This is a genomic window from Streptomyces sp. CNZ301, assembly GCF_004217425.1.
Genome location: NZ_SHLG01000001.1, coordinates 5,209,656 through 5,233,113, shown reverse-complemented (window position 1 = coordinate 5,233,113; position 23,458 = coordinate 5,209,656). Strand labels below are relative to the sequence as shown.

General features: G+C 71.2%; 13 protein-coding genes. All 13 read right to left on the bottom strand.

All coding sequences use genetic code 11. The features are described 5' to 3' along the window. Positions 1 to 116: 116 nt before the first annotated feature. The 13 genes from EV375_RS22545 to EV375_RS22485 all read right to left on the bottom strand — a co-directional run bounded on the left by EV375_RS22545 (position 117) and on the right by EV375_RS22485 (position 23,458). Positions 117 to 2,279 (bottom strand): hypothetical protein, encoded by a 2,163-nt coding sequence (locus EV375_RS22545; RefSeq protein ID WP_130301238.1) that lies wholly within the window; start codon positions 2,277 to 2,279, stop codon positions 117 to 119. Continuing rightward, positions 2,276 to 6,280: a putative baseplate assembly protein gene (locus tag EV375_RS22540; RefSeq protein WP_130301237.1), complete on the bottom strand. Its 4,005-nt coding sequence runs from the start codon at positions 6,278 to 6,280 to the stop codon at positions 2,276 to 2,278. The genes EV375_RS22545 and EV375_RS22540 overlap by 4 nt, the downstream gene beginning before the upstream one ends. Then, the gene (locus EV375_RS22535; protein WP_130301236.1) at positions 6,277 to 9,579 is read right to left on the bottom strand and encodes a putative baseplate assembly protein; all 3,303 of its coding nucleotides are present in this window, start codon (positions 9,577 to 9,579) and stop codon (positions 6,277 to 6,279) included. The genes EV375_RS22540 and EV375_RS22535 overlap by 4 nt, the downstream gene beginning before the upstream one ends. Next, the gene (locus tag EV375_RS22530; protein ID WP_130301235.1) at positions 9,576 to 9,965 is read right to left on the bottom strand and encodes a GPW/gp25 family protein; all 390 of its coding nucleotides are present in this window, start codon (positions 9,963 to 9,965) and stop codon (positions 9,576 to 9,578) included. Before EV375_RS22530 ends, EV375_RS22535 begins: the two co-directional genes overlap by 4 nt. Next, entirely contained in the window at positions 9,962 to 10,318 is a 357-nt protein-coding gene (locus EV375_RS22525) for a hypothetical protein (RefSeq protein ID WP_207228226.1), read from the bottom strand. The genes EV375_RS22530 and EV375_RS22525 overlap by 4 nt, the downstream gene beginning before the upstream one ends. Positions 10,319 to 10,428: 110 nt before the next feature. After that, a complete protein-coding gene (locus tag EV375_RS22520) occupies positions 10,429 to 10,956 on the bottom strand; it encodes a phage baseplate assembly protein V (protein WP_055484167.1) in 528 nt (175 codons plus the stop codon). Positions 10,957 to 11,000: 44 nt separating this feature from the next. After that, the gene (locus EV375_RS22515; RefSeq protein WP_130301234.1) at positions 11,001 to 12,140 is read right to left on the bottom strand and encodes a hypothetical protein; all 1,140 of its coding nucleotides are present in this window, start codon (positions 12,138 to 12,140) and stop codon (positions 11,001 to 11,003) included. After that, positions 12,133 to 12,522, bottom strand: coding sequence for a hypothetical protein (locus tag EV375_RS22510; protein ID WP_130301233.1), 390 nt, complete (start codon positions 12,520 to 12,522; stop codon positions 12,133 to 12,135). The genes EV375_RS22515 and EV375_RS22510 overlap by 8 nt, the downstream gene beginning before the upstream one ends. 52 nt (positions 12,523 to 12,574) lie before the next feature. Continuing rightward, a complete protein-coding gene (locus tag EV375_RS22505; protein ID WP_130301232.1) occupies positions 12,575 to 13,300 on the bottom strand; it encodes a hypothetical protein in 726 nt (241 codons plus the stop codon). Further along, positions 13,297 to 14,055, bottom strand: coding sequence for a hypothetical protein (locus EV375_RS22500; RefSeq protein ID WP_130301231.1), 759 nt, complete (start codon positions 14,053 to 14,055; stop codon positions 13,297 to 13,299). Before EV375_RS22500 ends, EV375_RS22505 begins: the two co-directional genes overlap by 4 nt. Before the next feature lie 33 nt (positions 14,056 to 14,088). Beyond that, positions 14,089 to 21,078, bottom strand: coding sequence for an eCIS core domain-containing protein (locus EV375_RS22495; protein ID WP_130301230.1), 6,990 nt, complete (start codon positions 21,076 to 21,078; stop codon positions 14,089 to 14,091). Then, positions 21,075 to 21,437 carry a hypothetical protein gene (locus EV375_RS22490; protein ID WP_130301229.1) on the bottom strand — a complete coding sequence of 121 codons (363 nt, stop codon included), beginning with the start codon at positions 21,435 to 21,437 and terminating at the stop codon, positions 21,075 to 21,077. The genes EV375_RS22495 and EV375_RS22490 overlap by 4 nt, the downstream gene beginning before the upstream one ends. After that, positions 21,428 to 23,458, bottom strand: coding sequence for an AAA family ATPase (locus tag EV375_RS22485; RefSeq protein WP_130301228.1), 2,031 nt, complete (start codon positions 23,456 to 23,458; stop codon positions 21,428 to 21,430). The genes EV375_RS22490 and EV375_RS22485 overlap by 10 nt, the downstream gene beginning before the upstream one ends.

Here is a 23,458-nt window from a genome sequence, read left to right as displayed (position 1 = left end):
GGTGGTGCCCGCCGTGCTGAGCGGGCGGTGCGTGCGTACGGAAGCTTGCGGGCCGGGCTCGGACGGTTCCGGTCAACGGGCCTGCCGGAACCGTCCGTTCACGTGTTTCACGTGGTTCACGTGACGAAGAAGATCCCGGCGTCCGTGCCGGCCGGGGCGTATTCGGCGAGACGTGCCCGGAGGCCGTCCGTGCGCTGCGGCTGGTACAGGTCGTGGAACGCGCCGAGTTCACCGCCGTCGTCGGCGCCGCGGCCGATGGCGTCGGGGCAGCCCGCGGCCAGTTGCGCGTAGGCGGGTGTGCCGTAGCGCTCGCTGGTGAAGACGGGCCGCACCGTCCGGGTCTGCGGACGTTCCCGGTCGGGGACGCAGCGGAAGCGGCGCGGTGTGCGCGAACCCTGCGGGACATGGCTGAAGCGCATGCAGCCGACCTGTTTGCGTGCCACCTCGACCCGCCCGGTGAAGATGCTGTTCTCCGCGATCTGCACGGCGTGCGTGTGCACTTCACCGATGACGGTGGTGCGGTGGGCGTGGAGGACGGCGTGCGCGTGCCGGCAGTCGGGCGCGGAGAGCGCCTCCCGGTCGTGGCCCGTGGCGTCGAGGATGCTGTCCCGCAGATGCAGCGGCAGCGGGTCGGTGCCGGCCTCGTCGCCGATGACCTCGATCGTGCCGAGGATGCTGCGGTCGATCTCCACGCAGGCCGTGGTGGATTCGAGGACGAGGCTGGGTTCCTGCGGGGAGTGCGGGCCGCAGTCCTCCTCCAGGCTCCAGCCCGGCACGAGGGTGCAGTGCCGCAGCACGACGGCCCCGACGGGCCCGGAGACGTGGATGCCGCGGCCGGTGATCAGCAGCCCGTCGAGGACGGCCCGCGGCTCCTCGCCGGAGGCGAAGTCCCCTTCGGCGGCACGGATGTTGAGCGCGTCGGGGCGGTTGCTGTACCAGTCCAGGAGGCGGACGACGGGGCGGGTGCCCTCGGCGGCGCGGATCTGGAGGCGGTCGCCGGCCTCCAGGTCGAAGTCGAGCTGCTCCTGCCAGGTTCCGCTGTGGGCGAGTTCGATGATGCCCTCGCCGGGGCAGCGGCCGTTGCCCCGGTCCTCGCGCCACTGGGCGTAGGCGTCCATGATCCGCTCATGTGCCTCGCCGGGACCGACCCGGTAGACGGTCGCGCCCGGCGTCACCGGACGTTCGCGGACGTACTCGCCGCCGCCCGTCTCGTCGGAGAAGGCGTAGTGGTAGGTGACCCATACGCCCTGCCGGGGCGCCGAGCGGGAGCCGAAGGCCATGCGTCCCAGCTCCGGGTCGACGGCGATCTGGCCGCGCCGCGGACGGTAGCGCCAGTCGGTCAGGTCGGCGACGACGATGTCCTCCATCGGCACCGGCTCGTCCTGTCCGTCCCGCCAGACGGTGAAGCTCTTGCCGGGCCCGTAGTAGTCCGCGAGACGGTCCGCGAGACGTCGGCGCCCGATGGCGTCGGGCAGGTTGTCCGCCGTGGCGATGTGCGCGGCGTGCGGCTCGGGTTCGGGCTTCGTCACGAGCGGGGTGTCGTTGCCGAGTACGGAGAAGGTGTACAGGTTGCGGGCCCGGTCGATGCAGTAGGCCGGTGCACGGGTGACGGAGTACGGGCGCAGCCGCCACACGTACAGGCCGACGCCCGCCGGGGTGTGGCCGCCCTGCCGTCGCCGGGAGTCCGCACGCCGCACGTCGGCGGTCCTCGCGAGGGTGCCGAACGGGCCTGCCGCCAGGTCGAGTTGGTCGCGCTCGCGCAGATCGGCGAGTCTGCCCCGGCCTGCCCTGCGCACGTCGGCGGCGGGGGTGGCCGCGCCGTAGAGCCGCACCGGCTGGTGATGGGCGAGCCCCCGGGAGAGCTCGACGGCCCGGGAAGGCCACCCGGCGACGCTCTCCGCGAGTTCCTCCAGCAGCGGAAGTGTGCCCTTGCGGCGCCGGTTGGCGACGGTGGCGGCGACGTCCCGGCGCGGCGAGAGGACTTCGGCGAGGCGCCGTCGCGAGGCGCCGGCCGGTCCGTCCGGGCCGCCGGAGGCGAGCACCCGCTCGTATCCGGGGAGCGGACGGTGGCCCACGAGGTCGCCGAGGTAGGGCAGCGCCCACTCGGCGGCGGTCTCCACGAACCAGTCGTCGTAACCCTGTTCGACCTGGGTGCGTATCCGGTCGGACTGTTCCGCGACGACGGCGAGCAGGGCGCGCAGCGGCTCCCCCTGTTCGGCGTCCCGCAGGCGGTGCCACTGCGGGAGCAGGTCTGCGAGGTGGTCCGGCTGCCTGGTCACTGTTCGACCTCCGTCAGGACGAGCGAGTCGGCGTTGTTCTGCGGCAGCAGCACGAACTGGGCCGCTCGGACGCCGCGGAAGACACACACGGAGCGGCCACGCGCCAGCGGTCGTGTGTCGGTGATGTCGGGGTTGAGCCGCAGCAGTTCCTCCAGGGAGATCCCCCGCAGGCCGGCGATGTGGCTCAGGGTTTCGCCTTCGGGCGCGGTGACGCGGTGGAACTGTTCGTCGTACCCGGCCGGGCGGGCCGGGACGTTTCCCGGCGCGCCGGGAAACGTCAGCCGGTCCACGATCTGCTGCGGCGGGGTGCCTTCGGGGATTCCGGTGAAGACGTCGAGGTCCACCCAGTCGACGCCGGGAACCGTGTGCGCTGCCGCGAGCGCGTCCGAAGGCCGGGCGGGCACGGCCAGGTCGCGCCCGGCGAAGCCTAGTTCGGCCTCAAGGGCCTGGCGCAGCCGCGGCTCCACGTACTGCCAGGAGTGGTCGCGGGCGACCTTCACCTTCGCGGCGACGACGAGCACCACGAGTTCGCGGGTCTCGACGCGCACGGGCAGGCGCGCGTCGCCGTACTGGGCGAGCGCCGTGCGCAGCGCCCGCAGGGTCCGCGAGTCCGGCTCCAGCGGGATGTCGTCGTCCCCGGCGACGGTCAGATGCAGCAACCGCCGCCTGCCGTCGGTGACTTCACGGGCCGCGGCCCTGCCGATCCCGGCGCGGGAGCGGGCGAAGTCCTCGTAGTCCTGCGCGGAGACGAGCCGGTCGAGTGCGGAGACGGCGAGCGGGATGCGGCGCCGGCCCGCGGGAAGGCGTCCGGGCCTGCGGGACGCGGCGGCGTGCGCCGGCCCGTCGGGGTCGGCGCCGCCCGTGGCGGGCACGGGGTTGGTGACCCCGGTGACGCCGAGCGGGCGGGTGACGGGCTGAGTGATGCGCCGTGCCGCGACGTTCGCCTCGGCGCCGGTGCCGAACCGGTAGCGGGCCCTGACGTTCTCGGCGCCGGACGGCAGGCGCGCACCGTGCACCCCGTCGCCGAAGGTGACCGTGGTGCGGCCGTCGCCCGCCGTGCCGGTGACGTACACGCGCTCGGTGGGGCCACGGCCGGCGAGGCTGTCGACCGAATGCCACAGCAGCCCGTCGACGCGGATCTCCAGGGTGGGACGCGCGCCCAGCGGACCGGCGTCCGGCAGCCATGTCAGCGGCGCCTGCCAGAGCGTGAACGTCTGGTGCGTGCGGCCGGCGTCGCCGCTGCCGATGGCCTCCTCGCGGCTCTCGCCGTGGGTGGCGGAGACGACGTTGCCCTGGACGACGACGGTCTCGCGGCGGTACCGGTGCTCCAGGTCCCCCGTGAGGGTGAGGACGGTGTGCACGTGATCGCCGGGCAGCCGCGGGTCGAGGTACTGCTCGGCGCGGGCGACGACGGCGAGTTCGGTGGCGTGGACGCCGGACGTGTGAGGCACGTCGGTGCGTTCGCCGCTGACGGCGATCGTGCGGCCCGGGCGGATGCCTTCGTACAGCCGGTCGAGGACGATCTCGTTGCCGTGCACGTCGTCGTCCAACGGCTCGTCGGCGAGGCGCAGTTCGGTGCCCGCCGCGTACACGGTCGTGTCCCGGATATGGGAGAGCAGCACGTCGCGCTCGTCGAGCCAGGGGTCGGCGAGGGTGAGTTCCGTGCCGCGTCCGGTGATGCCGTAGTCCGCGTAGGAGGCGGTGCGCACGGCCGTGACGCGGGTGCTGACGAACGCGAGGTCCTTGTCGCCGGGCACTCCCCCGTCGGCGCCCTTGCGGGGCCTGCTGACGACGACCCGGCTGCCCACCTCGATGTTCTCGTACACGCCGTCCAGCCGGAGGATGCTGCGGCCTTCGGGGTCGGGCACCGTGGCGAGGACGACCTCGACGGACGCCGGTTCGCTGCGGGTGGTGTAGCGGGCGGTGATCTCGATGTCGCCCTGACGCGCCCGCTGCTCCTCCCCGGGCTTCAGCAGCCATCCGGCGGTGTCGCCGTTGTGCACGGCCACCTGGACGGCGCCCTCCTCGCCGGGACGTGAGATGAACACCGTGCGCTCGGGCAGGCCCGGATGCAGCCGGACGGTGACTCCGGGCTCCTGCGACGTCTCGGGCCGCCGGTTGAGCCAGCCCAGGCCGTGGTCCTGCCCGGTGCGGGAGTGCAGTTCGACACGGCCGGGGCCGAGCGTGAACGAGGTGTCCGCGGGCAGCGCCTCGGTGCGCTGCCGGGACAGGTCGTAGCGGGCGTAGCCGAACTCGGCGCGCTGCGGCACCTTTCCGGCCGGGTCGAACTCGATGCGGATGCCGGTGAGTTCGGCGCCGCTCAGCGGCCAGTCCGTCGTCTGCACGACGCGGCCCGTCGAGTCCTGTACGGGCTTGAGCGGAGCGGTGGAGCCGAACGGGGCGGCGGTGACCCCCATCGCCAGCAGCTCCCGCAGCGCGTCCGGCGCCGACGGGGCGGCCGCACCCGCGGGCTTCGCCCGCTGCCAGGCGCCGTACAGCTCCCGGCCCGTGGCGGGTTCCAGCGCGCCCAGCAGCCCGGCGGCGAGGCCCGAGCCCGGACCGGTGCCAAGGCCCTGGCCGTGCCCGGCTCCGGACCGGCCGGTGGGCGGCGAGGTCCGTCCGGACGTGCGGAACGCGGGCAGCAACGTGTCCAGCACGCGCAGCGCGGACGTGCCGGCCCCGGGTGCCGGTGAGGACGGTGCGGGCTGCCCGACGGAGCCCAACTCGGCCGCTCGTTCCGCGAGTTCGCCGAGCATGGCGGCGAGCTCCGCGAACCAGGCGGCAGGCTCCTCGTACGGCGCGGCCAGGGCCTGCGCCTCGGCGAGCCGCTCGCGGGGCTGGGCCAGACGGTGCACGAACTCCCGTGCGGTGACGAGGCGTTCGAGGTCCTCGCGGAGCGGGGCGAGGACCTGCTCGTCGAAGTCCTCGATCAGCCTGCTGACGGGGCGGGGATTCGGCGCGGGGCGGGCCGCGGACGGGGTCTCCGCCGCCGCATCCGCCTTCTTCGCGTTGTCCGCGGTGGCCGCCGTCCCGGTCTTCTCCGCCCCGGTCTCCGCCGTCGCGTCCGTCGCCTCCGGCTCGTCCGGCTCGTGGTCCGCCGCGTCCGCCGCGTCCGCCGCGTCCTCCGCGCCGGGCTCCTCCGGTTCGGGCACGGTGATCCACGAACGGAGGAGTTCCACCAGCTCTTGCAGGGTCGGCGGGGCGGAGTCCGGCAGTCGGATCGCGGTGACGTCGTCGTCGCGGTCGATGCGGGTGTCCGCGACGGACAGCAGCTCGGGCTTGCCGCCGCCGAAGACGAAGAGCAGGTCGTCCCCCTTCCTCAGGGGTACGTCCGTGCCCGCCACGAAGATCTCGGAGCGCCTCTTCAGGTCGCCGGGGACGATCAGCGAAGGACGACGGCGGCGCACCTTCAGCCGGTTCCACTCCGCGCGCGCCTGCAGGTCCTCGTCGGTCTCGTACGTCTGCGCCTCGTCGCTCGTGGCCGCCGGCACGCTGTGGCTGCGGGAACCGCGCGGGATGAGCACCTCGGCGTTCCCGTCCGCCCGCGGGTCGCGGTCGACCGTGTACGCGAGGTACGTGCCCGCGGCGACACCGGGACGCGGCCGGTGGCCGACGAGGCGGGCCAGCATCGCGAGCGAGCGGTGCTCGTCCGCCGTGCGCAAGTAGCCCTCGTCCGCGATGCGTTCGGAGTGGAAGGTGAGCAGATCACCGAGGACGGCCCACGCGTCGAGCAGCGCGACGGCCGGGTCGTCGGTGGAGCGCGCCGTGAGGCCGCGCAGCGCCGGATAGGCGGGTGAGGCGAGCCGGTCGAGCATGGCGGCGAGGAACGACGCGTGGGTGCCGGTCCTCAGCTCCAGTGCGGTGCGCCCGGGAGGGTTGTAGAGAGCGGCGGGTGCGCGGTTCTCGTCGTGCCGACCGCAGCCGCAACCGCAGTCTAAGCGGGAGCCGGATCCGGGCGAACTCCCTGCGCATGGCGCGGTGTTGTGCGATGTGGTGCTCATCGGGCGTCACTCCCCCAGGCGTCGCCGGGGGTACCCCCACCCGCGAGCGTGATCTCCAGCCTGCCGTTCTCCGGCAGCACCGGGTCGTTGTCGCACTGCGCGATCTCCAGCGGTCCGAGACGCAGCACCCCGTCCTCCAGTTCTCCTCGGTCCTCGTGGAACTGCCTGCGCAGCCTTGTCACTTGGATGCTCTCCACCCCCGCCACCGCCGCTCCCGCGGCGACCAGGCGGGAGAGCCTGACCGGTTCGCCGAAGGTAAGGGCGTCCGGGTGGAAGAAGCCGAGCCCTCGTCCGCCGGGCAGCCGGCGAGGGCCGAGCACGCGGTGCAGCTCCGCGATGATCTGGCCGTGCTGATGGCCGGGAGCCGCGCACACCCTCAGGGCGATGTCGAGCGGAACGACTTGCGCGGGGCGGACGATCAGGTCGTGGCCGATCCTGCGGCAGCCCTCCAGCGCTTGCTCGACAGCGGCCAGCAGTTGGGCGGAGGGCTCGTCCGAGCCGCATGCGTCGACCGCGACGTGCACCTCCGAGACGCTGCCCGTCCAGCGGATCTCCGCCGCCGCGCGCTGCACGCCCGGAACCCGCGCCGCCAGGTGCGCGTAGTCGTCGGCGGTGACGGCACGGAGCCGGTCGCGTTTGAGGCCGAGCGGCGCCAACTGCTTCACCTGATCGACCGGTTCGGGAGCGGTACCGCCTGTCGCGGGCAGCGGGTTGCGCACCCCGGCGACGGGCATCGGCTCGCCGGCGTCCACCGCGTCCGGGTCGCGGCGCAGGACGAGGTGGCCGATCGCCTCGGCGCCGACGTTGCCCGCGGTGCCGCCGCCCGTGCGGTAGTGGAGGGCGAGCCTGCCGGCCGGTTCGGGCACGGCCCCGTAAAGGCCGTCGCCGAAGCGGAGGGCCAGGCGGCCGTCGTCCTCCAGCTCACCGGTGAAGTGCCGGTCGTACGGGCCGCTTTCGAGCAGGTCGCGGCGCGGCTGCCACACGCGGCTGCGCCCGCCTTCCCCACTGCCGTCGCTGACGTCACTGTCACTGTCGCTGTCGCTGACGTCACTGTCACTGTCGCTGACGGCGATGACGGCGGGGAGCGCCGAACGCGGGTCCTGCACGGCGGCGGCCGCCGCTCCGTGCAGGACGGGATCGTCCGGGTGCAGCCCGGCTGCATACACGGGGCCCCAAGTGCGGGTGATCTCCCAGAAGATGCGGCCGTCCAGCACGGTGCCCGCGCGGGCCCGTGCCGTCAGCACGGCCAGCCGCCGCAGCTTCGCCCCGAGATGGTGCTCCCGGCGGTGCAGCAACTCCCGCAGGGCTGCGACGGGATGCTCGCGCAGAGCCAGCCGCTCCAGCAACCGCAGGCCGAACAGGACTGTCAGCTCGGCGATTTCGTCGTCGGAGAGTCCGTCGCGGTCGCGGGCCGAACGCCACAGTCCGGTCAGCCGCAGCCGTACGGCCTCCGGCAGGGCGGCGAGCCGCTCGGCCTGCCCGGCGGCGACGTGCCGCGGCTCCGGGTAGGGCACGGCCTGCACGACGGACGGGTTCTCCAGCACGGGACGGGGACGCGGCGCGATGCCCGGGTAGACCGACTGGGCGAGCAGGGTCCGCAGAGCCGCGGCCTGTCCGTGCACGGTCGCCGGGTAAACACTCCCCCCGCCCCCGGCCGGGGATGCCCCCACGCCGCGCAGCCCTGCGTTCTCCAGGCCGATGCCGGCGCGTGTGGTGGCCTCGACGCCCAGCAGCGCGTGCAGTTCGCGCACGCCGTCCGGGGTGAGCTGCCGGCCGTGACCCGCCTTGCGCAGAAGGGAGTTGACCAGCCGGGCGGGCGGATTGCCGGACTGCCGGTCGGCGCAGCCGGACTCCGGTTCGCAGGACGGCAGCACGGCGGGCTCCGGTGGCAGCACCACCGTCTCCGGCTCCGCCCCGTTCCAGGTGAGGGAGCGGCCGTGGTCGGCGAGGACGATGTTGCCGCGGGCCACGCTGACGTCGGTGACGTGTTCGCAGTCGGGCCCGCCGAGGGTGGAGAGCACCAGCGGGAAGCGGAGCGCGTCCTCGTCCGCCCACGTCACCTCCAGCACGGGCTGGCCCATCAGTTCGTCGACGGACTCGGTGACGGAGGTGAGCCGCACGGGCTGCCGGTGCGCCGGGTCCGCGTCCCCCGGGGTGCCGGTGCGCGGGCCGCGCACCTCTTCCAGGATCAGCAGGTCGCCCGGCCTCAACTGGAGGGTGCGGCAAGTGTGTTCGTCGTCGCCCCACTCGTCGCGCAGCGTCGCCGCGGTGGCGCCCCCGGGCAGGAAGCACTGCTCGTCGCCCCACGTCCACAGCCGGATGGCGTTGTGCGCAGGGTGCAGGCGCAGCGGCCGGCCGTCGAGGGGTTCGAAGATCTCGGCGGCGCCGCGTTCGTCGAGACCGGCGAGTTCCTCCTCGTCGAGAACGGTGCCCGGAGCCGGCGGCTCGTGAAGTCCGGGCGTACGAAGGTCGATCGAGGCGAAGCGGTAGCTGCCGGGGTGCAGGACCAGCGGCGCGGCGACCTCCAGCGAGACGAAGGCCCGCGCGTTGCAGCCGTCGTGCATCGGATAGTCGATGAGCCGCACGTGCCGGCGCACCGACACGCGGCGGCGGGCCGTTTCCAGGTAGGCCTCGGTGGCGACGGCGTCCTGCTGGTAGCTGATCCGGTCGGCCGTGTGAGCCAGCAGCTCCACGAGGGTGACGCCGAGGTCCGCCGGGTGCCGCTCACGCCAGTCGGGCGCGGTCAACGCGAGCCGGTCCAGGACCACTTGGCGCAGCGTGTCGAAGTCGCGGGCCGTGTAGTCGATGACAGGGGCGGGGGCCGGGGCGTCACCTTCACGCGAGTCCTCCGGTGGGCACTCCTCCCCGTCGTCCGCGCAGTCGAAAGGGGACGGGCAGTCGGTACCGAAGCGGAACTCGGCGCTGAAGTAGCGCTGGTCGAAACCCGGGTAGGGCTCGCTGCCCGGCCGCCCTCCGGGGCCCTCCGCGACGAGGGAGAGCCGGTAGCGGGACCTGTCGCCGGTGCGGTCGAGAACGACCAGCAGCCGGTCGTCCAGCTCCGGGTCCTCCTCCCGCTCGACGCTGACGCTCTCCACCGTCAGGCCCCTGATGCGGCGCCCGCCGTCGATGCGGACGTTGCCGGGACGTATGCCGTGCGGGGCCTTGCCGAGAAAGGTGACGGTGAGGGTTCGGCCGTCGTCGCCGACCTCGACCCCGTCCACTCCGCCGAGGCGTGCGGCGCGGATCCTCCCGCGCCGGGTGTCGGAGCGGCAGACCAACTGCTGCCGTGAGCTGTTCACGCGGCAGTCCTCCCTTCGAAGAGGTCGTCGCGGCGGACGACGCCCGCGCCGTGCCGGATGACGTAGCGGAGCCGGACGCGCACGGTCTCCTCCTCGCCGGAGACATCGACGCCCTCCACCTCGACGAGGTCACCGAGCCAGCGCTGAAGCGCGCCCTGCACGGACATCTCGACGGTGGCGGCTAGTTCGGGACTGTTCGGCGCGAACGCGAGGTCCAGCAGCCCGCAGCCGAAGTCGGGCCGCATCACGCGCTCCCCGGGGCTGGTGAACAGCAACTGCTCGATCAGGTCCCGCACATGCTCCTCGTAGCGGGCGTGCGCGGTGCGGCCCCTGCGGTCGATGCGGAACGGGAACGCGATGTCGGTGCGCGGTTTGCGGGTACTCACCGGCAGCTCACTCCCTGCTGTGCGCGGCCGACGAGGGGCGGACCCTGCGGCGAGAGATCGGCGGAGAAACACTGCGCGGCCGTGGTGTCGAGCAGCACCGGACGCCCGTCCGTCAGTGGACGGGCGCCGCTGCCGGGACTGAACCGGACGGTGACGCAGGGGCGGGGCCGGCCGCCGACGGTGTGCGGGCAGCCGGTGACGACGAAGGCGTCGCCCGCCTTGGCGACCGGCACCCCGGCGATGCGCACCCGTCCCGGCGCGCCCTGCGCGGGCCTCACGGTGCCGCCGTGCGGGCAGCGCAGAGCGCTTGCGGTGGTGAGGGGACTCGAGACGGTCCCCGCGTTGTCGGACACGGTGTTAACTCCCCCTGGTTTTCCTCGGCCCCGGTTCTCCCGGCCCCTGGTTTTCTCTGCTCGGCGGGCGGCGCTGTGTCGGCCTGCTGGGCGCCGTGCGCCGTACGCGCCTAGCCGTCCCGTCGCACGGTCAGTCCGCCCTCGTTGATGTCGACGTCCCGGCCGGATACCGAAATGGACGCCCCGTGACCGCTGTTGATGACGACGCCCTTCTCGTCGATCTGCACGTACGCCCCGCCGGGAGCCTTCAGCAGAATCCCGGTGCCGCCCGGCACGTCCGACATGACGATCTTGTGTTTGCCCTCGGTCTCGATGACGACCGGATGGCTGCCCGGCAGCTCCTTGACGACGTCCACCGGCAGCTCCGCCGCCTCGCCGTACCAACAGCCCGTCCAGATGGGGAAGCTGGGATCGCCCTGCTCGAACTCCACCCACACGCCCGCGCCCACCGCCGGCAGCACGAACTGCCCGGCCGCGGGGCCCGTGAACGGAAGGCACGGCAGCGCCCATGTCGAAGCCTCGTCCCCGAGCACGTCCGGCACCTGCGCGGTGATGCGGCCGATGCGCAGCGGGTCCTCGTTGTCGACGACCCTGCCTCGGTACTTGCCGAGGAAGCGGTTGTTCTGTGCGGGTGCCATGCGGCGGGCTCCTTGGGCTGCTTGAGCTGCTGGCGGGTCGGTGGCTAGGGACGGACGCGGTCGCTGCGGGCGATCAGGCCCTCGCGGGAGAGGGTGAAGTTCTGCCGGAACGAACCGGGTCTGAGCTGGTGGGTGACGCTCTTGACGTAGTAGTCGCCGTCGTACGTACGCCCCGCGCCGCGCACCCCGACCAGTTCGCGGGGACGCAGCACATAGCCGTGACGGGTCACGTCGAGCTGCCCCGAACCGGAGATCGCGTCGGCGGACGTGGCCGCGCGGGCGAGCGCCTCGGCCTCCGCCTGCGCGGGGTCCTTCTTCGCCGTGCCGGTGAGGGTCCTGCGCTTCAGCGCCGGCGTCGGCTGAAGCCCGAGCGGCGGACGCAACGGGTCGATGGGCCGCTGCGGCAGCAGCCGCGACTCCCGGCTGCGCGGGTCCTGCACGCGGGCCTGCGGCTCCTCGCGCGCGGTGCCGTCGTAGGCGAACGTCAGCTGCTCGACGGTCGATTCGGTGTCCATGTTGACGGTCAGCGCGTGCTGCCGCCGGCCGAGACGCTGTTCAGGACCCCAGTAGGCGGTGGAGCGCCCGGGACGGGGGCCGGGGTCGAGGTAGAAGGTGTAACCGTTCGCGCGGGCAAGGTCGTTGACGTACGCCAGGTCCGTGCCGGTCTGGTAGTCGACCCGCACCTCGCGGCGAGGCTGCTGCGGAATCTGCTCCCGGATGATGCGCGGTTCGATGCCGTAGTCGGCATAGCTGCCGAGGATGCGGGCCACGCGCTGCGACGGCGCCAGGTTGGGGAATCGGTCGGTGCGCTCCTCCAGGTCCATCAGCAGCGTCAGGTCCTCGCCGGTGACCGTCAGCGTCGACTGGCCCGGCTGATTGCTCGCGCCGACCTCGTGCCGCACGATCAGCCCGTCCAGCAGCACCGTGGGCGTGCCCTTCACCGTAACGGTGACGATCACGCGCGTACGGGGGCTGAAGAACCCCTCGGGCAGCAGCCGCTGGATGATGGCGCCGCCCTTGGTCAGGTCGAACGCCATCTGGAAACCACTGCGTTCACCCGACGTCATGGTGATCTGCGCGGACAGCAGCGCCTCGGTCACCTCCGGCGGCACCGGCTTACTCAGCTTCGGCCCCATCAGCAGCCCCAGATGGACGGGGCCGCGGCCGACGGGCTGTTCAGACACGCCGTCCCCCGCTTCCGCCGCTTCCCGGGAAGCCGCCGGCGAGCGGGATGTCTATCTCGGTGCCCGGCTCCTCCGTCAACTCGGCAGGATCGAACACCGGGTTGGCGTCGGCGATGCGCCACCACTGGCCCGGGTCGCCGAAGTAGCGCTGGGCCAGGAGATCGGGCCGCTCCCCCGCGCCGACGGTGTGCGTCGCGAGGTCGTCCTCGTCCCCCTGGTCCGGCAGCGGAGGCAGTAACCGCCGCTTGGTGTACCGCACTTCGGTGCCGTCGGGCATGCGGTGCACGCCGATCTCCGCGTCGTGGTACCGGCTGTCGCTCGCATACGGGTGCGCGCCCGGAATCCGGTCCAGCGCGCTCTCGTACGGCTCGATGCCTGCCATGTGGTCCCCCCTCAGTTTCCGTTGGGCCCTTGTCCCCTGGCCCCTGCTTGCCCTAGCCCCTGACCGGCCCGCTCGCGGCGAACGCGCCACCGCCGCCCGGGCCGCCGCCCAGTCCGCCCGCACCGCCCAGGCCCAGCGCACCGATTCCGCCCGCGCCCCCGAGGGGCGTGGCGACGCCCGCCAGCCGCTCCTTCTGCGCCAGGTGCGCCATGTACAGCTCGGCCCCCCGGTGACCGGCCGGCAGATCGCTGACCGTCAGCACCTTCATCCCGATGCTCAGCGCCGCCCGCATCGGGTTCAGATTCACGTCGAACGCCGACTCGTTGACGGACAGTTCCGTCAGCCGCACCGGCATCACACGCTTGCTCCCCCACGTGAACAGCGTCAACGGCTTTTCGATGGGGCTGATCTCGATCGCGCCCTTCTTCGACAGCCGGCTGTGCTCCCGAATCTGCGCCGTGGTGGGGTGCACGAGCATTTCCAGCGCGGCCAGTTGGGGATGGATGCCGTTGGGCGAGGCCACCTCCAGCTGATCTGTGGAGTCCAGCTCCGCGGTGAACTTCCAGCTCTCCTGGGCCGGGCCCTTGAGGCGCAAGGCTTCGTTCTTGTCGCCCCCGCCCCCACCTTCGCTGTCACCGCCGGCGGACTGCGGCTGCAGCGACCGCTCCAGAGTGTCCGGATTGAACTGCAGCACGATGACGCGCTGGGGCGTGCCGCGTTCCGGATCGAGAATGACGATGCCGGAGCGGATGGGGCGGGGGATGTCTGCGTAGGTCACAGCCGGGCCTCCAGGCGGGCACGCAGGTCGGAGTAGTCGTGGTCGGGGAAGAGTTCAGGGAAAAGGCTCAGCATCCCTTCGAGATACTCGACTGTTTCCGAGAATCCATCGGCGAGTGAGATATCCGTGTACAGGTACTGCCACCCATACGTCCCCTTGGTGAGAAGCAGCGCGTCCAGGTATTCGCTGTATGTGAGGTCCATCCTGACGAATCCCGGAGGGTATGGGGGCACGCCGATGGCTGCAATATCGCTGTACCAGACCTCCAGTGGACCAGAGCCTGGACTGAGTCGCAGATACGTGAGCATACCGGCCCCGGAACGGGGGGTCTGATCCATGACGCGCAGTTCAGACAGAAACGTTCTCTGGAACTCGGTCTCGACCGGATCAGCGGGGCCTGCTGGTTGACCAAGAATGTCGCGGATCGGACGAAGAAAGAATTCGCCGTGGATCTCGGGGAGTTCAAAGTCAGTGGGGTCGTCGGACTCTTCACCCTCGCTCACATCGTCGTATTCATCTCCGGACAGGGTCGACCAACTGGCACCGAATTCGGTGAACCTCAGTGCGGACGAAACCATGTCACCGTCCAGCTGGACGGCGCTCCATTTTTCGTTGAAGTCCGACAGAGGGGGCAGATCCTCGACGGAGGGGGGGAGCTGGTCCACTTCCTCGTGTTCGACGTCCATGTATGGGCAGTTCGTCAGCTCTCGCAAAGAGGCGAGGTGCCGCTCCTCGTTCGCGGTGAAGTGGGACATCCTGTCTTTCTCCCGGTTGCATGAGTGGATGGATCACTTGAACGTGAAGTATCCGTTCTTGAGGCGCAGCCTCAGTGTTGCCAGTAGTTCGGGCACCCCGATCAACGGCTTCCCTGCCATGTTTCTATAGCTCCGCATCTCACGGCTCAGGTCACTGAAGCTCTTGAATGCCTTCGTTCCGGGCGCGGCACTGTTACGCACCTCCATGAAGGCATTCATGAATGCCTTGTTCCGGGCCTTCTTGGCGGCAGACGTCCTTCGGAACCTGAATGCCAATTCAACAGCGGTCCGACTCGCGGTGTTGATGGGGACCGCCGCGCCGGGAGTGTGGTTCGGGTTCGGCAACGGAGGTTCGATGAAGGTGCTCAGCGTGGTCCGATTACTCGACGGGCGCTTTTTCCAGTCGGACCGCTTCCTGCCGGTTCCCCTCACCTTGTCATACCTGCCCCACTCAGCGGTGATCTCCTTGGGGAACCCCTTCGGATATTTTGGGCCGTTGGGATAGCTGCGGGTACTCCTGCCCTCGTAGCGCGTCAGGCTCACCCTGTACCAGCCCGGTTCCGGTGACTTCGGAGTCGACGATGGGGCTGATCCGAATTCCTGGGAAGGAGCCTTCTCGAAACCACTGTAGAACGGGCGGTTTATGGAGTTCAGGGCCGGGATGAAATTGGACCCCTTGGCCGGACCTCCCAGCTCCCGTGGGATCAGATGCATTCGATCCCATTGGTCGGGAGTCTTTGTAAGGTTGTACCTTTCCAGGTATTCCCAGCCTTCAGTGTGGCTAAGATTGTTGGGCTTTTGCCCACTGCGGGCCGCCCAGACCGGGTTAACGTACTTTGCTTCTGTGACCTTTCCTGGCCTGCCGTAGTCCTGTGGCGCAGGAGTGATTCCCGGATCCGGCAGCTGCTGCTGTTCCAGGTACCGCATGACCTGCTTGAGGTACCCCCGGGTGACCGTGACTCCGGGGTTCAGAACTGCCCTGACGCTGAACCGCTCCCCACCCTGCGTGTAAAGCCTGGTGAGCCGGTGCTGGCGACGCAGACGGGCCAGCAGCGCCGAGAACGTCTGGCGGTGAACCCCGGGGTCGAGCTCTCCCTCGATGATCGGGCGGATCCTGGCGACGATCAGCGCAAGTCGTGCCTGCTTTGCTGTCTCGGACTCCTCGTCCTTCTTCCGCTTGTCCTTCTCCGCCTTTGACTTGGGCCTGCCCGGGCCCTTCTTGTCGGGCCGCGGCTTGGACTTGCCGGGGCCCTTCTTCTCCGGCCTCGGCCTGCGCCTGCCCGGGCCGTCCTTGTCCGGCTTCGGCTTGGTCCTGTCGCCGTCCTTGTCGTCCTTGCCCTTCGGTTTGTTCGAGTCGCCGTCCTTGTCGTCCTTGCCCTTGGGCTTGTTCGGGTCGGCGTCCTTGTCCTTGCCCTTGCCCGGGCCCTTGTCGTCGTCCTTGGGCTTCGTCGAGTCCTTGTCGCCCTTGTCGTCCTTCGGCTTGGGCTTCGTGTCCGGGTCGTCCTTCGGCTTCGGCTTGGGTTCCGGCTTGGGCTTGGGCTTGGCGGCCGGCGTGGGGCGGGTGTCCGGCTTGTCGTCCTTGGGCTTGGGCTTGCCGTCCTTGTCCTTGGACGTGCTCGGCTTGCCGTCGGCGTCCTTGTCGGGCCGGGGCTTCGGCTTGACCGGGGCGTCGGCCTTGTCGCCGTCCTTGCCCTGGTGGCCCTTGTCCCCGCCCTTGTGGCCGGGCTTGTCCAGGTCCGGCTTGCCGTCAGGCTTCGTGCCAGGTTTCCCGTCCGGTTTGGTGCCGGGCTTCGAATCCGGCTTCCCGTCGGGCTTCCCATCAGCCTTGGTGCCCGGCTTCCCGCCGGACTCAGCCTTGCCGCCCGGCTTCCCGTCCGGCTTCGGCTTCGTACCGACCGGCCGCACCCCAGGCGCGCCCGTCGTGTGCGGGGCGTCCCCCTTGCCGGAGGCGGGGTCTTGCTCCTGGTCCTTCTTCGGGGCGCCCCTGCCGTCCGAGCCGTCGGCGCCCCCGCCCTTGCCGCCGCCGGGCTTGTCCTTCTTGCCGCCGAGTTTGGCGGCGATGCCCTTGAGACGGCGGCCGACCTTCGAGACGTACTTGCCGATGCCACTCAGCAGGGCCTCGTAGGCCAGCTCCAGAAGGGCGACGATGCCCGCGGCGACGGCCTTGGCGAAGAGGATGCCCGCGCCGCTCTGGCGCACTGCCTTCAGCCAGCTGATGACCGCGCCCATCGCCTTGAGGATCTCGCCGAGCGCGCCGATGGCCGTGCGGATGGCGTCGATGACGGCCATCACCCAGCCGGCGCCGGGGATGAGCTTGGCGACGACCTTGGTGATGACGATCTCGCCGATGATGAAGGGGAGTTGGGGGACGATCGCGTCCCACGTCTCCTTGACGATCCGCTCCAGGGTCCAGCCGCCCTTGAGCAGCTTGTCGAGGATCGCCTTCGGAATCCCGATGATCTCCTCGATCTTGGACTGGAACCACGCCTTGACGGCCGCCTTGACCTCGCGGAAGAGGTGGTTCTTCGCGCCGTCGACCGCAGAGTTCTTCGCGCCGCTCAGCCAACCGCCGGGGTCTGAGAGGAAGTCGACGGCGATGAGCATGAACTCGCCCAGCGCACCGAGGATCTTGGAGGCGTACTCGAGGACCGTCTTCACCGCGTCGATGACGGCCTTGACGACGTCCTGGAGCATCTTCTTGAGGATGTTCAGGATGTCGCTCAGCAGCTTGGCGAGGGCGTCCAGCAGGTCCTTGACGATCTGCTTGAGCATCCGGGCGAGCTTGTTGACGAGAGCGATGGCCGCCGCGATCAGGGAGGTGATGAACTTCCGTATGCGGTTGGCGAGTTCGATGACGGCGCGCACCATCGCCTTGGCGAACTCGATCAGGTCGTCGATGAAGTTCTTGATCGCGTCGACGATGGCCTTGCGGGCGTCGTTGATCCAGCGCTCGACCGTCTCCTTGAAGTTCTTGATGAAGCCGATGACCGCGTCGCGAGCGTCCTTGATGACCTTGACGATCGCGTTCTTGATCTCGATGACCTTCTCTTTGATCCAGTCGAAGGCTTTCGTGACCCAGTTGCCGGACTCGTTCGCGCTGTCGGTCTTCTTCTTCTCGGCCTTCTCCTCGGCCTTGGTGCCCTCGTCCTTGATCTTCTTGTCGCTGCCGTCCTTCTCCTTGCCGACGTCCTTGTCGGTCTTCTCCTCCTTCTCCTTGACGTCCTTGCGGATCTTGTCGTGGCGGTCGGACTTCTTCGTGCCGAGCTTCCTCAGCTCGCCGTCCTGCTCCTTGCGCCAGTCCTCGCGCTGACCGTCGACGTCCTTGAGCGCCTTCTCCCGTTCGCCGGCCTGGCTCCTGGTGTTGGACGTGACCTCTTTGCCGACGCTGCTCTTGTGCTTCTCCTTGGACTTGCGGGAGTCCTTCTCCTTGGTCTCCCGCTCCTTCGCCATGCCCTTCCGGCCTTCGCTGAAGGCCTTCCGGAACTGCGGCCCGCGGTCGTGCTCGGCCACCTCCGAGGCGGCCTCGGGCGGCACGGCCCCCGTCTTGGCGCCGCCGGCCTGGCCCTTGCCGCCCTTGCCCCCCTGCCGTCCGGGGACCTTGCCCTTCATCTCCTCCTTGGGAGCGTCGGGGTAGACCTGGTTCTCGCCCATGTTGCGGCCGGCGTCGTCGCGGCCCGTGTCGACGGACTCCTGGCCCTTGTCGTCGACGTGCCCGCCCTGCTCGTCGGCCTTGTCGTTGGCCGCGCCCTTCATCTCGACGCCCGGGGCGTTGCCCGCCTGGGCCTGCTTGAGGGCCTCGTCCTTGGTGGGCAGGCCGGCGAACTTGGCGGCCAGCTCCGATGCGTCGACCTCGAATCCGACCCAGCTGAGGACCTTGCCGATGCCGAAGCCGAGGGCCATCTTGAAGGTGTCCCAGCCGCCGGGCTCCTCCGCCTTCTCCGCCTCGATCTCGCCCTCGGGCTTCTTCTCGCCCTTGACCTCGGCCTTCTCGTCCTTCGGGGCGTCGGCCTTGTGGGCCGGGTCCTGGGAGTACTGCGCCGGTGCGTCCGTCTTGGGCTTGCCGTGCAGCGTCTGCGGGGCGCCTGCCGGGCGCTGCATCGACGGGGGCGAGCCGGCGAGCTGCTTGTGCTCGTCGCCGACCGTGCGGTCCACCGAACTGCTGACGCCGCCCATGGCCTCGATCGCCTGGTGCGGCTTGAGACTTGACGCGGTGGACAGACCCGCTTCCGGGGACATGCCCGACAGGTTGGGCGCCGCCTTGGAGGCCTTCTTCTTGCCGCCCTTGGCCGGGCCCGCGCCCTTGCCGCCACCGCCGCCCCCTCCACCGGCTCCGCCGCGGCTCCTGGACGCGGGAGCCGACTTCGCCGGTGAAGACTTGGGCGCCGCTGCGGACTTGGGCTCCGGGGCGGCCTTCGGTTCGGACGAGGGCTTCGCGGCCGTCGGCGCGGCAGAGGCCGACTTGGCGGAAGCGGCCGACGGCGCCGACCCGGCAGGCGCGGACTTCTTCTCCGCCGAGCCGCCCGTGCGGGGGCTCTCCGTGACGGGCGTCCCCTCGCTCTGCGCGGAGACCCCGCCCGATGCGCCACCCGAATCGCCGGACGAGGAACCTGCCGACGGCTCGCTGTCCGTCCCGCCCGCGCCGCTTGAGGTGTCCGTGCCGGACTGGCCCGATACGTGGGTGTCGCCGGCGGCCGACGGGGACTTGGCGTCCGAGGCGGGGCCGCCCTCCTTGTCCTCCGCCTGTACGCCCTTGTCCCCCGACGGCGTGCCCTTGTCCGCGCCCTTGCCGTCTGCCTGGGCGCCACCCTTCTCCGCGGAGTCGGACGACGCTTTCGCCTGCTCCCCGCCCTTGGCCTCGGACTGGGCGGAGCCGCTGCCCGCCGCCTTCTGAGACTCCTTCTCCTGCCCGCCCGAGTCCTTGTCCCCGCCGGCGGCCGTGCCCTTCTCCTCCTTGCCGGCCTGCTCCTTGACGTCCTTGTCTGCCTCGGCCTTGCCCGGTGCCTCCTGCACCGTCGCCTGAGCCGTGGCCGGACCCTCCTTGGGGTCGTCGCCGCTCTTCGGGTCCTTCGTGGCTGTGCTCGGCTTGGGGCCGAGCGCCTCCTCCAGGCCGAGCCCATCCGCCAGTTGAGAAGGCCCGCCCTCCGTCTCGACCGATGGCGACGGTTCAGCGGACGCGGACTCGTCCTGCGCTTCGGGCTCTTCCTCCGCCGCCTCGTCCTCGGCGTCCTCCGCGTCCCGTTCGGCCTGGACCTTGTCGGCCTTCGTCACCGGCGGCGCCGGGAAGGACGGCATCGGGGGCGCGGCGGACGAGGAGGGGTCCACCTTGTCGGCGGTCGGTACGGCGGAGACGTCGAGGTCCTTCTCCGGCAGGAAGTCCTCCGGCTGGAGCTTGACGTCCCACGCGCTCTTCTCGCCGCCACCGACGTCGACTTCGGACTGGCTGTCCGAACCGAACGGGTCGTCGTCGGCCTTCTCCTCCGGGCCTTCCAGATCCTGGTTGCGTACGCCGTCGAGCCGACTCGACGGGCCGGGCAGCTCCTTGCCCTGACCGGCGGGGGCGGGCGAGCCCTCACCCTGCCCGTCCTTCTCGTCCTGCCGGCGCTGCCGGCCTGCCACCAGCTGATCGGCCGCGCCCGGACGGTTCCTGGCTGCCGACGCCTCCTCACTCTCGGCCGGGGCGCCCTCCTGTTCGGTGTTCTCCTGCGCCTTGTCCCCGTCCTTGGCGCCGTCCTTCTTCTCGCCTTTCTCCCCGGAGCCGCCGTCCTTCTCGCCGGACCTCTCCTGGCCCTGCCGCTCCCCCGACTTCTCGCCGGCCTTCTCCTCGGACGTGGCGCCCGATGCGGCGTCCTGTTGCTGGGCCTGCTGCTCCTGGCCGGCGTCGGAGCGGGAAGCGGGAGCCGTCGGCTGCTCGCCGGTGGCGGCGGGGCTGGAAGCGTCACCGCCGTTGTCGGTGCCGGGCTCCTTCTCGCCCTCCTGCGCGCCCTGTTGGCTGGCGCCGCCCTGGCCCGGGCCGCCGTTCTCGGGGGTGCTGCCCGCGGCTCCGCCGTCACCGGACCGGGCCTTCTCCGGACCTGGCGCGGCAGCGGGCTTCTCCTCCCGCTCCTGCTTCTCCTCGGCCGCACGCTGCTCAGCCTCCCGGTCGAGCTTCAGCTCCTCGACCGGGTCCGGGACGAGGGCCGGGGCGTCGAGAGATCCCTGCCACGCCAGGCCGCCGGTCTCCGCCTCGCCGCTCTGCTCGAACTCCTCCATCAGGTCCAGGACCCGGTCGTGCTCGGAGCTGAGCAGCCTGGCCTCCAGGCGTTCCAGGACGTCGACCTGCAACCCTTCGGGAAGCCGCGCCAGTTGGCGGCGGGTGCGCTTCGAGCGGTCCTCCGGGTCGCTGCGCAGCGAGCGCACCACCGAGTTCGCCAGCCGCTCCACCAGCCCCGCCGGGTCCAGCTTCTCCGTGCGCATGCGGTCCGCGTCGACGGTGGCGTAGCGCATCCAGGCGGGGGTGACTTCGCCCTGTTCGACGTCCACAGCCTGTGAGGACTCCGCCGCGACCTCGCCCGAGGTCTCCTCGCGCATCAGGCGCTGCGCCGTCGACTCCGCCTCCTGCTCTGCGGCCTCCTGCGGCAGGCTGACGGAACCCAGGTCGCGGCCGGCCGTCAACGGGCCCGCTCCGTAAGGGTTCTGCACGGTGTGCAGCAACTCGTGCGCCAGCAGCCGGTAGCCGTCGGCGGTGCCGGGTGCGTAGGCGCCCTCGCGGAAGAAGATGTCCTGGCCGACGGCGACGGCGTCCGCGCCGAGCATGTCCGTGAGGGTGCCGGCGTCGCGGTCGGTGTGGAGGCGGACGCTGCCGAGGTCGTGGCCGAGCTGTTCCTCCAACTCCCGCCGCACGCCCACGTCCAGGGGCTGTCCGGCGCCGCTGACGATGTCCTTCGGCTCGGGCGTGCGGGACTTGGCGGCACGTTCCTTGCGCTTGCGCCGCCGTGCTTCGTTCGCGGCCTGCTGCTGGTCGGCGGAGGCGTGTGTGCTGCTCATCGCCGCCTCCCGTCCGGGCCGCGCGTCCGCCGCGTCTGCTCGGGGTCCTCGCCGTCGCCGGCGAGACCCGCGTGGACGGAACGGGCGAGGGCTTCGCCGAGACGGCCCGCGGAGACGGTCGCGGGCAGCGGCGGCAGACCGGTGAGGGCGTCGAGGGTGTGCGGTTCGCCGTCGGCGGCGAGGGGCACGCCGTGTTCCCGTACGAGGCGCGCGAGTTCGTTCTCGAACGCGGCGACGACGAGGCCGGGGTCTCCGCGGAAGCCGTCGAGGGCCAACTCGCCTATCTCGACGTGGATTTCGCGCGGAGCGTCACCTGCGGCGCCCGAGCCGTTGCCTCCATGCACTCCGTTCAGACCCATCCGCGGACCTCCGAGGGCGTCAAGGAGCGTTCCAGCTTCTGGTATTCGGTGCGTGCCGCCGCGAGCATGTGCCGCATCTGAAGCGCGTCGCCCTCTTCGGCCGCGAGGAACGCGCCGGAGAGCGCGATGTTGCGGATGGAGCCGCCGGCGACGGTGAGCTGGGCCAGCGCGTCCGGCTCGATGTCCTTCATCGGGGCCTGCGAGGGCAGCACGCGCCGCCAGATCTCGGCGCGCTCCTCGTGCCCCGGGAACGGGAAGTCGGCGACGAAGCGGATGCGCCGCATGAAGGCCGTGTCGAGGGCCTTCTTCATGTTGGTGGTGAGTACGGCCAGGCCGCGGTACGCCTCCATGCGCATGAGCAGATAGCTGACTTCGAGGTTGGCGTAACGGTCGTGGCTGTCCTTGACCTCGCTGCGTTTGCCGAAGAGGGCGTCGGCCTCGTCGAACAGCAGGAGTGCGCCGCCGAGTTCGGCCGCGTCGAAGACCTTCCGCAGGTTCTTCTCGGTCTCACCGATGTACTTGCTGACCACCTGGGACAGATCGATGATGAACAGGTCGAGCCCGAGTTCCTTCGCCATGACCTCGGCCGCGAGGGTCTTCCCGGTGCCGGAGCCGCCGGCGAAGAGCGCGGTGACGCCCAGGCCGCGTCGCAGCGTCCGCGCGAAGCCCCACTCCTGGTGCACGCGGGCCCGCTGGCGCACGTGGGCGACGATCTCGCGGAGGATCTTCAACTGCCGCTCGGCGAGGACGAGATCGTCCCAGCCCGCCTCCGGTTCGATGCGGCGGCCGAGTCCCTCCAGGCCGATGCGGGCCTCGGAGAGCCCCGCCTGCCAGGCAAGGCCGTGGGCCGCTCCGGTCCCGGCAGGAGCGTCCGGCAGGTCCCGGCGCACGGAGACGGCCGCGGACCGCACGGTGTGCGGTGGAAGCTGGAACTGCGCCGCGAGCGAGTGCAGTTGGCCCGCTTCCAGGCCGGGTACGCTGTCGAACGCGTCCCTCCAGAGCCGCTGCTGCTCCGCGTCGTCCAGTTGGGGAACGGCGACGCGCTCGCCGCGCGGCCGGTCCGTACGGCGCGGCTCCGCTCCCGCGACGGCGATCGGCACGGCGGCGGACGCGATGAACGCTTCGGTGGCGGCGGCGTGTTCGCGGTCCAGCTCTCCCGTCTCCAGCAGCAGCGCGGCGGGCAGCAGCACGGCCTCCCGCTGCCAGAGACGGGCGAAGGCGTCGCGGGCCGCGGGCTCGGTGGGGACGTCCTCGGCGGACATCGCGTAGAGCCCGAGTCCGGCCCGGGCGGCGGCAGTTGCGGCGATGTCCTCGCGGGTGCGCAGGTCACCGCCGATCAGCTCGACGCGGAACGGCGCGTCGGGACGCCGGACGCTCCAGCCCGCCGCGACGCGCTCCGCCGCCGCCTCGTGCGGCGTGGGCAGTTCGTCGGTTGCGGAGGCCGGACGGAGCATGCCGTGCAGCCGGGGATCGAGGTAGGCGGAACCGGTGAGGAAGTGCAGGATGCGCTCGTCGAGCCGAAGCCGGGACGTGGTCAGCCGGGTCTCGTCGGCGAGTTCGACGAGGCGCCAGCGGCGCAGCGGCGCGACGGGAGTGAGGGCACTCCAGTGGGCGTCCTCGAACGCGGCCAGGGCGAGGGAGAACGTGGGGTGGGCGCGTTCGGGGTCGCCGGAGCCCGCGGCGCAGCGGGCGGCGGTGGTGGGGTCGAGTTCCGCGGCGGCGCAGAGGAGAACGATGTCGCGCTCGAACGAGCTGAGACCAAAGGCGGATTGGAGCTTCGCGAGCGGAGCGGGAACGGGCGCCTGCTGCTGGTCCTGCGTCTCGTGCCGCCGATCCGGGGTACGGGCGCCGGTGCCCTTGCCGTCGTGCCCCTTGTCGTCGGTGACGCGGTCGCTGCCGTCCTCCCTCGGGGTACGGGCACGGCCGGCGTGCGCGTCGACGCGTGCGAGCACGCCCGCGACGGCGGCGGACAGTTCCGCCACATGGCGCGTCTTCTCCTGGTCGGCCCCCGTTCCGTGCAC

What these genes read in the sequence shown, in the direction of transcription:
- EV375_RS22540 (WP_130301237.1), bottom strand. Translation starts at nt 6,280, where the DNA reads ATGAGCACCACATCGCACAACACCGCGCCATGCGCAGGGAGTTCGCCC.
- EV375_RS22520 (WP_055484167.1), bottom strand. Translation starts at nt 10,956, where the DNA reads ATGGCACCCGCACAGAACAACCGCTTCCTCGGCAAGTACCGAGGCAGG.
- EV375_RS22510 (WP_130301233.1), bottom strand. Translation starts at nt 12,522, where the DNA reads ATGGCAGGCATCGAGCCGTACGAGAGCGCGCTGGACCGGATTCCGGGC.
- EV375_RS22500 (WP_130301231.1), bottom strand. Translation starts at nt 14,055, where the DNA reads ATGTCCCACTTCACCGCGAACGAGGAGCGGCACCTCGCCTCTTTGCGA.
- EV375_RS22495 (WP_130301230.1), bottom strand. Translation starts at nt 21,078, where the DNA reads ATGAGCAGCACACACGCCTCCGCCGACCAGCAGCAGGCCGCGAACGAA.
- EV375_RS22490 (WP_130301229.1), bottom strand. Translation starts at nt 21,437, where the DNA reads ATGGGTCTGAACGGAGTGCATGGAGGCAACGGCTCGGGCGCCGCAGGT.